General features: G+C 40.6%; 12 protein-coding genes. 7 read left to right on the top strand and 5 right to left on the bottom strand.

What is annotated here, in order from left to right:
• The first annotated feature begins 33 nt into the window (after positions 1 to 33).
• A complete protein-coding gene (locus H9565_RS11625; protein WP_215439799.1) occupies positions 34 to 1386 on the top strand; it encodes a TrkH family potassium uptake protein in 1353 nt (450 codons plus the stop codon).
• A 30-nt stretch (positions 1387 to 1416) separates the two neighbouring features.
• On the opposite strand, the gene H9565_RS11620 is transcribed toward H9565_RS11625, so the two are convergent.
• Genes H9565_RS11620 through H9565_RS11605 form a run of 4 tightly spaced genes read right to left on the bottom strand, consistent with a single transcriptional unit; the run spans position 1417 to position 6516 of the window.
• Positions 1417 to 2823 carry a TolC family protein gene (locus H9565_RS11620; protein WP_246560553.1) on the bottom strand — a complete coding sequence of 469 codons (1407 nt, stop codon included), beginning with the start codon at positions 2821 to 2823 and terminating at the stop codon, positions 1417 to 1419.
• Positions 2820 to 4169, bottom strand: coding sequence for an HlyD family secretion protein (locus tag H9565_RS11615; protein ID WP_215439798.1), 1350 nt, complete (start codon positions 4167 to 4169; stop codon positions 2820 to 2822). Before H9565_RS11615 ends, H9565_RS11620 begins: the two co-directional genes overlap by 4 nt.
• A gap of 6 nt (positions 4170 to 4175) precedes the next feature.
• Positions 4176 to 5837 (bottom strand): peptidase domain-containing ABC transporter, encoded by a 1662-nt coding sequence (locus tag H9565_RS11610; protein ID WP_215439797.1) that lies wholly within the window; start codon positions 5835 to 5837, stop codon positions 4176 to 4178.
• Positions 5830 to 6516 (bottom strand): TetR/AcrR family transcriptional regulator, encoded by a 687-nt coding sequence (locus H9565_RS11605; RefSeq protein ID WP_215439795.1) that lies wholly within the window; start codon positions 6514 to 6516, stop codon positions 5830 to 5832. Before H9565_RS11605 ends, H9565_RS11610 begins: the two co-directional genes overlap by 8 nt.
• Positions 6517 to 6974: 458 nt before the next feature.
• On the opposite strand from H9565_RS11605, the gene H9565_RS11600 reads away from it, so the two are divergent.
• The 6 genes from H9565_RS11600 to H9565_RS11575 all read left to right on the top strand — a co-directional run bounded on the left by H9565_RS11600 (position 6975) and on the right by H9565_RS11575 (position 13317).
• On the top strand, positions 6975 to 7310 hold the full coding sequence (locus tag H9565_RS11600) for a hypothetical protein (protein ID WP_246560551.1): 336 nt from the start codon (positions 6975 to 6977) through the stop codon (positions 7308 to 7310).
• A gap of 102 nt (positions 7311 to 7412) precedes the next feature.
• Complete coding sequence (locus tag H9565_RS11595; RefSeq protein WP_394370253.1) at positions 7413 to 8246, top strand: HAEPLYID family protein; 834 nt, start codon at positions 7413 to 7415, stop codon at positions 8244 to 8246.
• 487 nt (positions 8247 to 8733) lie between these two features.
• Positions 8734 to 9336: a toll/interleukin-1 receptor domain-containing protein gene (locus H9565_RS11590; RefSeq protein WP_215439789.1), complete on the top strand. Its 603-nt coding sequence runs from the start codon at positions 8734 to 8736 to the stop codon at positions 9334 to 9336.
• A 2-nt stretch (positions 9337 to 9338) separates the two neighbouring features.
• Entirely contained in the window at positions 9339 to 10775 is a 1437-nt protein-coding gene (locus H9565_RS11585) for an SIR2 family protein (RefSeq protein ID WP_215439787.1), read from the top strand.
• Position 10776: 1 nt separating this feature from the next.
• Positions 10777 to 11259 (top strand): TIR domain-containing protein, encoded by a 483-nt coding sequence (locus tag H9565_RS11580; protein WP_215439785.1) that lies wholly within the window; start codon positions 10777 to 10779, stop codon positions 11257 to 11259.
• A 441-nt stretch (positions 11260 to 11700) separates the two neighbouring features.
• Positions 11701 to 13317 (top strand): M28 family metallopeptidase, encoded by a 1617-nt coding sequence (locus H9565_RS11575; protein WP_215439782.1) that lies wholly within the window; start codon positions 11701 to 11703, stop codon positions 13315 to 13317.
• 20 nt (positions 13318 to 13337) lie between these two features.
• Here the strand turns inward: H9565_RS11575 and H9565_RS11570 are convergent, their stop codons facing one another.
• Positions 13338 to 14072, bottom strand: a complete 735-nt coding sequence (locus tag H9565_RS11570) for a LytR/AlgR family response regulator transcription factor (protein ID WP_215439780.1) — start codon at positions 14070 to 14072, stop codon at positions 13338 to 13340.

The following is a 14072-nucleotide window of genomic DNA, read 5'->3' as shown; positions in this document are numbered from 1 at the left end:
ACTCCACACACTCTGTTCTAGGTCATTATAAAAATGAAAAGTACGTTTTACAAAAAATTATCTCTTTGGTATCGAAAATTTCAAATTAGCAAATCGCCTCAAATGAATTTGGTCTGGGGGTTCTTTTTATATACCCTTGTGGGATTTATTCTGCTCTCCATTCCCCTATTCCACAAGACCGATATTTCTTTTTTGGACAATTTATTCATCGCCACTTCCGCAATTTCTACTACGGGACTTGTCACGCTGAGCATATTTGACTCCTACAACTTTATGGGCCAGTTCATTATCATGGTCCTTATACAAATAGGCGGTATTGGTTATATGACCTTAACCACCTATTATCTAATGTTTACCACCAAAAAAATAACGCACTGGCATAACAAATTAATAGGAACGGAATTTACATTGCCAGATACCATACAAATCAAGGATTTTATAAAAAGTGTAATTGTCTTTACCCTATTTATGGAAACTATAGGAGCCGTTCTTTTCTACTTTGCATTTACAGATACAGGTATGGGAAGTTTAAAGGCTATATGGTTTTCTATCTTTCATAGTATATCATCCTTTTGTACCGCAGGGTTCGCACTGTTCAATGATGGTTTTGAGAGTTTCCATGATAATACCTTTATAAATACAATTGTTGCCTTATTGGCCATTGCCGGGTCCTTAGGCTTTATTGTAATTACGGATTTATGGTACCGCATTACCGGAAAATCTAAAGAAATTTCATTTACGACCAAAATTATCGTGTACGGGTTCACGCTCCTTCTATTTCTTGGGACCACCCTTATTTTTACCACGGAATCAGAAGCACATTTGGGGCCTAACCATACACTTATGACCTCTTTCTTTCAGGCCATGTCTGCGATGACAACGGTTGGTTTCAACACCACTGCCATTGGAGACCTCTCTTTGCCTATTTTATTGTTCATTACCTTTCTCATGTATATTGGTGCATCACCTTCCGGTACCGCGGGCGGAATGAAAATTACAACCCTCACCGCTATGCTCTCCATTCTAAAAAGTAGGCTTTTGGGCCAGGAAAAGATTACGTTCTTAAATAGGTTGATACCCTTTGAAAGAATTTATGTGGCCACCTCTACATTTATGCTCTATACGAGCTTGATTTTTTTGTTTTCTTTTCTGTTGTCCTACAGCGAAGACTTTTCTTTTGAGCGTATCCTTTTTGAAGTCGCTTCGGCATTGGGCACTGTGGGATTGAGTACAGGTATAACAGGTGAACTCTCCCAAGTGGGCAAGCTATTGCTAATTGCCCTTATGTTTATCGGTCGCGTTGGTGTACTTACTTTTGGCTTTGCATTACTCCGTCAGAAAAGGGAGGAATCCAAAAAAATAAGACCCGATGATTTAGCTGTCTAGAAGTTAATACGCTCTAAAGAGCCTAACAACCTACAAATCCTTAGGATTCACCCCTATGGAGTTGAACAATTTGGCTTTCGCCGAAAAGAACTTGTTCTGTACCGCATTCCTTTTCAGTTCGGCATCTATGAGTTTGCTTTCCCGGGAGTTGACCAAAAACAGGGAACTCTCCCCAAACCCGAACTTTCGTTCTTCGGCGGCTACGAGGGTGTTGTAGTTGAGCACCACATCATCCATTAAAACGTTTTGTTTCTCAAAAGATTCCAGTTCACGGTAGAGCCCTACAATTTTGTTCTTGATCCGTATTTCGGCATCATCCAGTTCAAATTGGGCATTCTGCAATTTCATCTTTGCCAACTTTAAATCGCCCCGTTCCTTTCTTAGAAAAAGTGGCAAACTAAAGGCCACACCACCTTTGTAGGCTTCGGTGGTAAGGCTGGAAAGGTACTCCGGTTTTTCCGTTAGAAAATTATACTGCAATTCTATTTTAGGCAATAGTTTATTGGCTTTCAGTCGCTTTTCTACGGTGAGGCCGTCAATTTTATACGACAAGGATTTAAGCTTCGGGTGGTTGGCTATGGAAAAACTATCCAAGGGCATTCCCATAATTTCCAAAGTAGTATCTATGGCGCCCGCCAAATTAGCTTCGGGAATTACGTTGGGCTGCAGTTCTACAGGCATATTATCGCCCATCCACAGAAAATTGGACAACTCCAGTGCACTTTTCATAAAACGTACCTTGGCCTGCTCCAAATTTAGCTCTCGGTCTTGCATGGTAATTTTGGCTTCCACGGTATCTATGGCAGCCACTTCTCCCGCCAGGGCACTCTTTTTCACCCCTTCAAAACGCATTTCGGCATTTGCCAGAAAATCAGTGTACACTTGTTTGTCTTGATAGGCATGCAACCAATTAAAATAGGCCAACGATGCTTCAAAAAGTACCTCGTTCACTTGCAGGTCACGCTCTACCAAGGAACGCTCCTTAAAAATTTTGGCCTGCTTTAACGTGGCCATACGCTCATTGATCCAAAGCCCCTGCCCTACGGACATGGAAACCCCGGCACTGTAGAGTCCGTCATCCGGGACGGTTTGATCAGGATTCAGGTACACGCCTTCGTTCTGCTCAAAATTTCCTTTTAGCTCAACCCCGTACCAAGTAGGAATCTTGAACGTGGCGTTCAAGCGGTCATAATATTCCGTACCCTTAAACTCCTTTCGGTCATAATCTACCTCAATTTTGGGGTCGAATCCCCCGCGGGAACTCATTAATTGGGCCTGTCCCATTCCTATATTCAGTTGGGCCTGTTTAGCTATGGGGTGGTACTTTTTTACGTACCCCAGATATTCGTTAAAACCCAATACCACCTCCCCGGGCTGTTGCGCCTCTGCAGCAAAACAGCAAACCCAAAAGAAGCAAAACCATATGTTCCTCATCATTTTTCCTTTTTTGCGGTGGATTGTTTAGGCTGATAATAATTAGGCGGGAATCCGTTTATCTGACGCCATAACTCGTACCAAATAGGCACATCTTCTAAAAGTGCAATGGTGCTGGCTCCGGAACCTACCCTCATTTCTTTGGGCCACTCCTGCTCTTCCGGGTCCGGTGCGATCAATACCCTATATTTTCCGTTGGGATCAATAAAGGTTTCCACGGCCACAATGGTTCCTCCAAAAGTACCGTAAGAGGCATTGGGCCACCCGCTAAACACAATGGCCGGCCAACCATCAAACTGTATGCGGACTTTCTCGCCCACGTGTACCAAAGGCAAGTCCATGGGACTTACAAAGGTCTCCACCGCCATTTCAAAATCGGACGGCATAATACCCACCAAACGATCGCCTTCTTTAAAGTTCTGACCAATACCGCCCTGTACGGCCTTATTGATGTATCCGCTCTGGGGTGCGGTTATATAATACATGCCCGTGCGTATCTCATAATTGGCATACTGGTTCTCCAATTTGCTTACCTGCGCCTCGGAATCAAACTGACTGGACTGTGCCGTGTACATATCGCTCTGCGCCTTTGAAATTTTATCCGTGTACTCTACTTGTACACGATTTACTTCCATTTCGGCATTCAGGACCTCGTTTTTGGCGGCCAGTAATTTATTCTCTTGGGAAATAAGCTTGGCCTGGGTTTCTTGCAGCTTCAAACGTTTCGCCTCCACATCGGTCATAGATTTTAGACCTTCTTGCTGCAACTGCTCAATACGGTTATACTGCCGCTCCGCAATCTGCAGGTTAGTATGGGCAGCCTCCAAGTCTATACTATCGCTCTTTACCTTTAACTTGGATTGTAGCAACTTGTTCTTTGCCTGCTCCAGTTTTAGGCCACGCTCATTGTTCAAAGCGGCAATCTGGTTGTTCAATGCGCTCACTTTACCTTGGTAGGACTCTACGGACCTATTTTTGGCCTGAATCTGTTGTCCCGTACGTTCTACCAAACGGGGGTCAAAATACTCGTTCTTCACTTCGGAGATATGTAAAATGGTATCGCCCTTCTCTACATAATCGCCCTCTTGTACATACCATTTTTCAATACGTCCCGGAATGGGCGATTGTATGCTCTGCGGGCGGTGCTCCGGACTTAAAGTAGTTAGGTTACCCGTACCACGAACACTCTGCGTCCACGGAATAAAAAGCAGGATAAACCCAAAAAGTGCGGAACCCAACAAAAACCGGTTCAGGTGCTTGTAGTGCCTTTGGTGGAACACCCGGTCCGTAGACTTATAGCCCGTTAGGTGTACCGTTTTATTAAGGGGGTTTTTAGAAATATTAAGCATAGTTTCTTATGTTATAGCTATAATTCGGCCTTGGTCCATGGTTATGATTTGTTTGCAGGTCTCCATCCACCTCAGGTCTTGGCTTACGACTACCAGTGCCCAAGGGTTGGCGGGATCGCCCAAGAAATTCATAAGGCGCTCGGATTCCACTTGATCAAATTGGTTGAGCGGATCGTTCAGCAAAAGCAGTTTTGGTCTGCGTACCACACTACGCGCCAGTACGATCTTTCGTGCCACGGTATACGGTATCTGCTGCCCTTCCGGATAGATAATGGTATTTAGCCCGTCCGGTTGTTCCTTTACGAACTGCAACAGCCCCACATTCTCCATGGCCCAATGCAGGTCTTTGTGGGAAATGGTACTATCGCCATAGGTTATGTTCTCTAGAATGGTACCCTCAAACGGACTCTCCTCTGTCATGGACTGGCCCAAGAAAGACCGGTAATGGTTAGGGTTGATGCCGCTTAGCGAAAAATCGTTCGCATAGATATTCCCTTCCGTAGGTTCAATGATACCCGCGATCAATCGTAGTAAGGTAGACTTGCCCGAGCCGTTGGAACCAATGATTTGGTACCTAGCTCCGGGTTCTATTTTTAAGGAAATATCATGTAAAATTTCATGCTCTTTGGTACCAAAGGAAACCCTGTCCAATTCTACCGTTAGACTGCCTTCTTCGGTTAGTGGGCGCTCTCCGTCCTGTTTTTCCAGATCACGGTCTACTACCTGCCCCATTTTCTCCAAGGAGGTCAACAGGTCATAAAAAGTCTCCAGCCCACGTATCAGTTTTTCCACGGAGGTAATTACCAAAAGAATAATGATTTCCGCGGCCACAAACTGCCCAATGTTCATTTCTTGGTTCAGTACCAACAGCCCCCCAATAACTAGAAGTCCAGCTGTTACCAACACCTTAAAACCGATCATTTGTATAAACTGAAGTACCAACACTCTAAAATGGCTCTCACGCGCCTGTAGGTAGTCTTCCACCAGCATATCATTCTTATCTACGGCAAGACTGGTTCTCCCGGAAAGTTTAAAACTCACCAATGAACGCGCCACCTCTTGGATCCAATGCGCCACTTTATATTTACGCTTAGACTCGTCCAAACTGGTATCCATACCCTTTTGTACCGTAAAACGGAACACCACATAGATCAACAACAGCAAAAGCATGCCGTAGATGATAAAAAACGGATGGTAGAAAGATAACAGCAACAGGCCAAAAACAATCTGTAACAGCGCCGCCGGAAAGTCCAATAAGAGTTTGGATAGCCCCTTTTGCACGTTTAGCGTATCAAAAAAACGGTTGGCCAACTCGGGCGGGTAGTAATTGCGCAGCTCGCTCATCTTTATTTTTGGAAAGCGATAGGTAAACTCAAAAGACGCCCGCGTAAATATCTTCTGCTGCATATTCTCAATAATACGGATCTGCATTAATTGCAAAATACCGGCAAAGGCCACACCACCGGTAACCAAAATAACCAGAACGATCCATGAGGTGCTGATTTCCGCGCCCTGTATTAAGTTAATGATAGACTGTATACCCAACGGAAGCGAAAGGTTTACCAAACCGGCAAAAATGGCGTAATAAAAAATCTGTAGCACATCTCTTTTATCCAGTTTTAGCAGGCCCATAAGGCGCTGCCATGCCGTTAATACGTTTTTAACCATTTGGTTTTTTGTTTAAAGAATTAAATACCAGTTCTGTAAAGTATTGGGTTGGGTCTCCTTTTTCATGGCAGTCCGTTAGGGAAGGAAAATGGTCCTTTAAAAAATATTGGTGCAAGGAACCTTCCAAGACCGTACTGGCCAAACTACTAGGATATGGGTACGAGGCATCTACCTCTTTGATCATGGTACTCAAGCGGTCTACCAATCTTTTATAAATCACAAAATAGCCCTCCTTGTTATTGGTATCTACCTCTTTGGTCAAGTAGGATTTGGAATACTCATTAATAACAATGTAGGTCAAAAGCACCTCGTTAATGTGAGAGATATTGCTATCTACCTCCGTTGGTTGGGTAACGATGGCCAAGGCCGTTTTTAATTTCTCCCGGGCATCTTTCATGCTATTGGTAGAGAAAACCAATTTATACTCTAGCCAGCTCCAATACCATGAGGTGAGGTACAACAACATTTTGTGCTTGTTCTCAAAATAGCGGTAAATAGAACTCTCGTTGCTACTGATCCTCTGGCCCAGCTTTCTAAAGGTAAAGGCATCAAAACCTATTTCATGGATGAGCAGAATACTTTCCTCCACAATGCGCTTGCCCAAAGTGGTAGACTGTGGGTCTTTGATGTATAGCTTGTCATTAACCCCTATGTGAATTGATTGTAAAAGACGTTCCATGGTTAAAATAATAGTTACGCTAGCAAATATAATAGTATTACTATTACAACTTAAAAGTTTAACTTTTATTTTAGATGCTATTACTATTATTTACAGCTGAAATACTGCTATTTTATGGGGATGAAAAAAAAGGGATTGTTTTTTTACGAATTCCTAAATGGTGCCTTCATCTATGAATTATGATGTTTGGTTGAAAAACACTGCAAAAATGACAATTGTAAAACGGACACTGCCCTGTTTCTCAACTTAATTCTTCATAATTAAAATTACCTCTAAAATAAGTGTTGCAAATATCTTTGACATTCACTTCAAATACTGGAATAGTCAGGAAATAAATGAAAGTAATCCCGAATAAATGTTGATGGGCTGCCGTATGAAAAAAGACAAAATTACGTTACTTTAGTAGCGTGATGGGTCAAATAAGAAATAGCGTATTCACAAAAATCCTCTGGGGGCTTATGGGCCTTTACTTGCTTAACTTAAGCGTAGACCCTGCAGACCCTAATCCAGCATATATACCAGAAGACTTGACCATAAACGATCAAGAAAGTATTGTAGAAATCATTATTGAGAAAATTCTTGGATACGAAAATGCCATTGAAGAATGTGATGATAACGATACCACGGACCATAACAAGAATACCAACCTAAAAATAGAGTTCATTGCAAACAGCCTTGCAGATTCCTCTGTCTATTACTGTTTCACACGAACCCTAAAACATCAGTTCCCAGATTATAACACCCATCTTACCAACGGCTATCAAAAGCTAGCCACCCCTCCGCCCAAAGCCTGATTTATTTTTACAGTTTAGTACGTTCCTGCTACCCCTTATAGTGGCGGCACACTCTTATTATGTTTAAAAATAAATCTAAAAATGAAAAGAAAAACAACAGTAATGCTCATCATAACATTGGCATTATCCACATATACAAAGGCCCAAAAAAATAAGTCCGAAAAAGATAGTCTTTATATACATCAAGTAGAAGACCATAAAGAGCCTGACAAAGTTTTGCATGCCGAACCACTTTATATAGACCTTATACGAGACCTAGGGGCTAGAAAGGGAGAAAAAGAGTGGAACTTGGGCTTGGGCCTAACGGACCATTTAGAGTTTGACAGCTATGAAGCTTTGGTGGAATACGAATGGGCACCCATAAACCGCTTGGGTCTTGAGGTAGAATTACCTTTTACCTTTTACTCCCCTGCAGGAGTTGCGGATAACAGCGTACCGTCCAATAAGCTCAATAGTATAAAAATTGCGGCACAATGGTCATTTTTTGTAAGTGAACCCATGGCTACCTCAATGGCCCTTGGGTATATTAACGAGTTTGAATTATCGGACTTTAAGAACTTTGGCAATCCCATCATAAAAGGAAACGTATATAACCCGTTTCTAGTGGTGGCCAAACGCTGGGGAAACAATTTCCACTCCCTTGTTTATACCGGTCCTATGATTGAACAAAACTTTGAGACCGCTACATTTCACACCACTTATGATGTGAACACCAGTTTTCATTATATGATCACCGGAACCAGAAATTTTCTGGGTGTAGAGTTCAATAAAACGTTTGACCAAAGTGATTTTGACATGGTCATTAGACCACAAATGCGTGTAGGTATTGCAGACAACCTCATGATAGGTATTGTGGCCGGTATACCCGTTAGCAGAGAAAACGAGAGATTGAGTTCTTTTTTAAGGCTCATTTGGGAACCCAAGCACACTCATTAAAAAAAATAGGCTTGTACAATGCCAATTGTTGTACAAGCCTATTCTACATTAGATTATGCCTTGCAAAAAGCTGATTTACATCTATAAATTCGTACACTTTATCGAATAAAAGGCTAAAAACAGCAATTGTAAAACGGACACTTACTTTTATCTCAACTTAATTATTGATATTTAATGTTCTGTAGGAAAGTGACGTTTGGCTTTGAGCGAAAATAATGCTATGGGTTGTAACACAAGTTCTCGGTTAGGTTCTGACCACATTTTTTTTGTGATTACACTTTTCCGTAAGATTATAACATTTAAAACGGAGATATTTGTAGCATACCTTTTAACCCACCTTATGATCACAAAAACAGGAATGGGCATATAATGCCATAAAGACTAATGAACTTTAAAAAAGTAAATTATTTAACCCCAAATATGATGGTTGTATGGCATTTGCCTTATATCCATTAGTTGGCAACAAGGCACGACAACCAATAAAACTATGATATTTGAAAAAGGACATTTTAGAAGCTCTAGACTAGAAAAATCAATTATTACGGAATCCTTAAACAGAGTAAAAACTTTTAGCTCTAAGAGTGCTTATGATTCGAAAATAACAGTTTTTTTATCTCACAAGCATAAAGACCTCGAAGAAATTGAAGAAGCAACTGGTGTAATTGAGCTTTTAGAAGACTTAGGAGTAAAAGTCTATATAGACAGTATGGATAATAAAATGCCTAATCAAACTTCTGGAGAAACAGCTGCAAGAATTAAAGATGTAATAAAATATTGTAAAAAATTTATACTTCTAGCAACACCAAAAGCACTTGAATCTTATTGGTGTAATTGGGAACTCGGAATAGGAGATGTGCACAAGTTTAAAAACAATATAGCTATTCTACCTATCAAAGAAAAAGGAGAATACGACTTTCAATATAAGGGAAATGAATACTTACAAATTTATCCACATATAGACTATGAAGATGGAACATCATTTTACCGAAACAATGGTGGTCGAATTGAAAGAGGTTACTATGTAGCAGAACCTAGAAACAAAGATGGTATAAGGTACATAACTAAGTTAGAAAACTGGCTAAAGAATTAATTATGGAGTTTACAGGACAACAAAAAGCGTTTATCAATTCTTTTGTTACAGAGATCAACAATGGTGATGCAGCAATTTTTGCAGGTGCAGGACTTTCTGCTTCAGCTGGATTTGTAAATTGGAAAGAATTACTACGTGATTTAGCCGAAGAAATAAATCTTAATATTGACATTGAACACGATTATGTAACTATAGCACAATATCACTTCAATAAATTTAAGAGAGGAAAAATCAATGATAAAATAATCAATGAATTTACTACTCTAAACAAAGGAACTAGAAACCATCAAATATTATCAAACATCGGTATCGAAACATTTTGGACAACTAATTATGACCAACTTATCGAAAAAAGCTTAGAAGAAGATGGAAAAACGGTCGAACTTAAAATTAGAAATGAGGATTTTTCACACAATATAAAAAAGAAAGATGCCATAGTCTACAAAATGCACGGAGATAAAAATTCACCTGATGAGGCGGTTTTGACAAAGGATGATTATGACACTTACAATGATAAAAGAGAGCTTTTCTCAACCGCACTTAGAGGTGATTTACTCTCAAAAACATTTTTATTTATTGGTTTTAGTTTTGATGACCCTAACTTAGATTATATAATGAGTAGAATAAAAGTTTTACTTAAAGATAATACACCTACTCATTATTGTTTTCTAAAAAAAATAAACGAACGAGACTTTGAAGAGAAAGAAGACTTTCTATACTCAAAAATCAAACAAGATTTAAAGATTGAAGATTTACTACGATATGGAATAAATACTGTTACTGTAGACGAGTACTCAGAAATCACATTGATTTTAGAAGAAATTGAGAATCGAATACTAAGAAGAAATATTTTTATTTCTGGTGCAGCAGCGGAATACTCACCATTTTCAGAGGAATTGGCTAAAGAATTAATTCATAATTTAAGTTATCAATTAGCTGAAAAAAATTACAAAATTGTTTCTGGTTATGGTTTAGGAATTGGAAGTATAGTGATAAACGGTGCTTTAGACTACAAGCTTAACTCTAACTATAGAAATTTAGATGATTTATTAATACTAAGACCTTTTCCGCAAATTCAATCAGGTGCAAAATCTATTAAAGAGGTTTGGACAGACTACAGACAAGATATGATTAGTAAAGCTGGTATTGCAATATTTTTATTTGGAAATAAGATATCTGATGACAAAATAATTGATTCAAATGGTATGCTTGAAGAGTTTGAAATTTGCTTAAAAAACAATGTTATACCGATACCAGTAGGTGCCACAGGATATGTTTCGAAAATGCTATGGGACAAAGTAACAGGTGCTATCGAAGACTATTATCCATTAAATAAAGATTTGCAAGAAGCAATAAATAACCTTGATGAATTTGCAATTGGAAATAAAGAAATAATAAAAAATATAATTATCGCAATTAACATTCTACAAAAAATTTAATATGCCAAAAAGAAAAGTATTTTACAGCTTTCATTTTAAAAATGATGTTTTTCGTGTCCAGCAAATACGAAATATGGGAGTTATAGAGGGAAATAGTCCAGTAACACCAAATCAATGGGAAACAATCAAACAAACAGGAAAAAAAGCTGTTGAAAAATGGATTTCAGAAAATCTTAAAAATAAAAGCTGTGTTGTAGTATTAATTGGTTCAGAAACTTCAAAAAGAGAATGGGTATTACACGAAATTGAGCAAGCTTGGAATTCTGGAAAACCAGTTTTAGGAATTTATATCCATAACCTTAAATGTCCGAAATCCGGAAAATCAACAAAAGGTAGTAATCCCTTTGACTTATTTACTATGAAAGATAGTAATGATAAGCTATCAAAATATGTAAAATGTTATAACCCGAAAACTTATGATGCATATAATGATATAAAAACTAACATAGACAGTTGGATAGAAGAAGCAATAAAATCTAGATAAAGCCCAGTTGCTAATCGAGTAGACGGCTCTCCTAATTAAAGGAGAGCACCCCCACTAGCGCGAGCGTCACGCTCGTGCCAGCTTGCCCCACTAAAGATAGCGTGTCCCAAGAACTATTAGCTACATTTCATTCCTTGGACCTTCAAACACCACAAATGAGCCTAATAGAATTCCTTTTCGGCAAAAAACAATGATTACATAGGGTATGATTAAAATTTACATTCCCTCTTCGCCTTCAATTCAAAAAAATGTAGTAATTTTTTACCCGCTAAGGTCTTTCGTAAGGCCTACTCCCCAAAACATGTTTCCCCTTTTTATGGTATAGGTGCAAAATTTGAGCTAAAATAGTACACGTAAGAGCGTACCTTAGCTTCGGGTGGTTCTACTCCCACGGGTTACGCCCCACCCCAATAATATCCGGCAGTTCAAAAAAAAACCGTTATGAAAAACTATGTAAAACTTTTATTAGTACTCCTGCTCGCAAGTTGTGGCAACCCTACAACGGTGGCCCCAAAATTGGCGGAAGTAGACCAGAACACGCTTGCCAAACATATAGAGCGCTTGGCATCAGATGAATTTTTAGGGAGAAAGCCCTTTACGGAGGGAGAGGTAAAAACGGTAAACTACCTAAAGGACGAGTTTGAAAAGTTGGGTGTTTCCCCCGGAAACGGAGAAAGCTATTTTCAAGAAGTGCCCATGGTAGAAATTACGGGCACCCCTTCCGAAAAAATGGTCATTTCCGGTAAAGAGGGCAGTTTTAACCTAGATGTGCTAAAAGATTTTGTGGCCACTACCAGCAAGGTTACCCCAAACGTTAGCTTGGACAATTCCGAACTTGTTTTTGCGGGTTACGGTATTGTAGCCCCGGAATACGACTGGAACGATTATGAGGGTATTGACTGGAAGGGCAAAACGGCCGTGGTCCTGATCAACGATCCCGGGTTCCAGTCCGGAGATTCTACCTTGTTCAAAGGCAATGAAATGACCTATTACGGGCGTTGGACCTATAAATACGAAGAAGCGGCACGGCAGGGCGCCAAAGGCCTTATCATCATTCACGATACGGAACCGGCCTCCTATGGTTGGAACGTTATGGAGTCCGGTTGGAGCGGTTCCAAATTGATCATAGAAAGTGACCAGCCCCTTTTGGATGTGGAGTCATGGATCAGTGGGCCAAGTGCCGAGCTGTTGTTTGATGCTTCGGTCATGAAGGGCGAAGATTATAAAACGCTGGCCAGAAGTAGGGTCTTTAAGCCTATTCCGTTAGACCTAGACGTTTCGGTGGCCATTCAGAATAAAATAAAAAAGGACGTTTCTAAAAATGTAATCGGGCTTATTCCCGGAACGGACCTAAAGGACGAGGTTATTATCTACTCCGCCCATTGGGACCATTTTGGGGTGGGCAAGGCCATTGATGGCGACTCCATTTATAACGGTGCCGTAGACAATGCTTCCGGTACGGCGGGTCTTTTGGCCTTGGCCGAAGCGTTCAAAAAAACGGACACCACCAGACGTTCCATTGCCTTTATTGCGGTTACCGGAGAAGAACAAGGCTTGCTGGGTTCTGCCTATTATTCCGAAAATCCCATTTTTGACCCCAAGAAAACCGTGGCCAATATTAATATTGACGCGCTATCTAGCCCCGGAAAAATGAAAGACCTGACCATTACCGGTTTTGGGCAGTCCGAAATGGATGAATATGCCGAAGCGGCCGCGTTAAAACAGGACCGCTATATTATTCCCGACCCTGATGCGGAAAAAGGGTATTTCTTTAGATCGGACCATTTTAATTTTGCCAAGATCGGTATTCCGGCCCTGTACGCCAGTGGTTCCCATGAAGGTTTTGATATGAGTATTGAGGAGATCAAAGAACTGAAAGCAGACTACCTTACGCATATCTATCACCAACCATCGGACGAATACGATCCCGAAACCACCGAACTGAGCGGTGTACGTTTTGATCTGCAGTTATTTTACGATGTAGGATTGCGACTGGCCAATGAGGATTATTTTCCCAAATGGTACGATGGAAGCGAATTTAAAGCGGCCCGGAAGTAGTAACTATTCCGCTCCAGACTTTAAATGGTCTGTATACGCTTGAACAAAAATTCCTTATGCGATTTGCTTAACGGAATTACCTTTCTATTGATTTCCAGATGGCCGTCCGCAATGACATCCAATTTGGAAATATTGACCACATAGGAACGATGCACACGCATAAACGTGGCATTGGGCAATCGCTCCAACATGTTTTTTAGGGTACAGCTCAAGACCAGATTTCCGGTTTTGGTCACTACCGTGCAGTAGTTTCGGTCTGCCTCAACATACAAGATATCCTCTAAGAGCAATTTTTCCATTTTACCGTTATGCCGAATAAATACGCGATCGCCCAACACTTCCATATCCGTCAAAGGGTCCGTGACCGTTTCATCCTTCTCCTCTAGTTGGTCCGCCACCAATTCTATGGTGCGCTGCAGGTTCAATTTATTGAAAGGTTTGGTAATATAGGCCTTGGGCCTGGTTTCCTTGGCTTGGGCAAAAGTAGCTTCGTCCGCATTAGCGGTAAGATAGATTACAGGAATATCCTTAAACTGTTGAATGGCCTTTGCGGTCCGGATTCCGTTTAGATTTCCCTTTAGGTTAATATCCAACAACAAAATATCCGGCGCGTTCTCCTTGGCGTGGGTTACGGCCTCTTCTCCCCTAGTAACAACACCTGTGACCTCGTACCCCAGATTGCCCAGTTGTAACGAGATGTTGGCGGCAATGATCATATCATCCTCTACAATAAGTATACGGGTTCCTTTTTTCAT

Origin of the sequence: Zobellia russellii, assembly GCF_018728565.1 — a bacterium.
In the GTDB taxonomy this organism is placed as follows: domain Bacteria; phylum Bacteroidota; class Bacteroidia; order Flavobacteriales; family Flavobacteriaceae; genus Zobellia; species Zobellia russellii.
The sequence above is the reverse complement of the archived record's forward strand: the minus strand, read 5'-3'. Positions and strand labels throughout refer to the sequence as shown.

Excerpts from the sequence above, each read along its gene's own strand:
- H9565_RS11625 (WP_215439799.1), top strand. The coding sequence starts at position 34 with ATGAAAAGTACGTTTTACAAAAAATTATCTCTTTGGTATCGAAAATTT.
- H9565_RS11620 (WP_246560553.1), bottom strand. The coding sequence starts at position 2,823 with ATGATGAGGAACATATGGTTTTGCTTCTTTTGGGTTTGCTGTTTTGCT.
- H9565_RS11615 (WP_215439798.1), bottom strand. The coding sequence starts at position 4,169 with ATGCTTAATATTTCTAAAAACCCCCTTAATAAAACGGTACACCTAACG.
- H9565_RS11610 (WP_215439797.1), bottom strand. The coding sequence starts at position 5,837 with ATGGTTAAAAACGTATTAACGGCATGGCAGCGCCTTATGGGCCTGCTA.
- H9565_RS11605 (WP_215439795.1), bottom strand. The coding sequence starts at position 6,516 with ATGGAACGTCTTTTACAATCAATTCACATAGGGGTTAATGACAAGCTA.
- H9565_RS11600 (WP_246560551.1), top strand. The coding sequence starts at position 6,975 with ATGGGCCTTTACTTGCTTAACTTAAGCGTAGACCCTGCAGACCCTAAT.
- H9565_RS11595 (WP_394370253.1), top strand. The coding sequence starts at position 7,413 with ATGCTCATCATAACATTGGCATTATCCACATATACAAAGGCCCAAAAA.
- H9565_RS11590 (WP_215439789.1), top strand. The coding sequence starts at position 8,734 with ATGATATTTGAAAAAGGACATTTTAGAAGCTCTAGACTAGAAAAATCA.
- H9565_RS11585 (WP_215439787.1), top strand. The coding sequence starts at position 9,339 with ATGGAGTTTACAGGACAACAAAAAGCGTTTATCAATTCTTTTGTTACA.
- H9565_RS11580 (WP_215439785.1), top strand. The coding sequence starts at position 10,777 with ATGCCAAAAAGAAAAGTATTTTACAGCTTTCATTTTAAAAATGATGTT.
- H9565_RS11575 (WP_215439782.1), top strand. The coding sequence starts at position 11,701 with ATGAAAAACTATGTAAAACTTTTATTAGTACTCCTGCTCGCAAGTTGT.
- H9565_RS11570 (WP_215439780.1), bottom strand. The coding sequence starts at position 14,072 with ATGAAAAAAGGAACCCGTATACTTATTGTAGAGGATGATATGATCATT.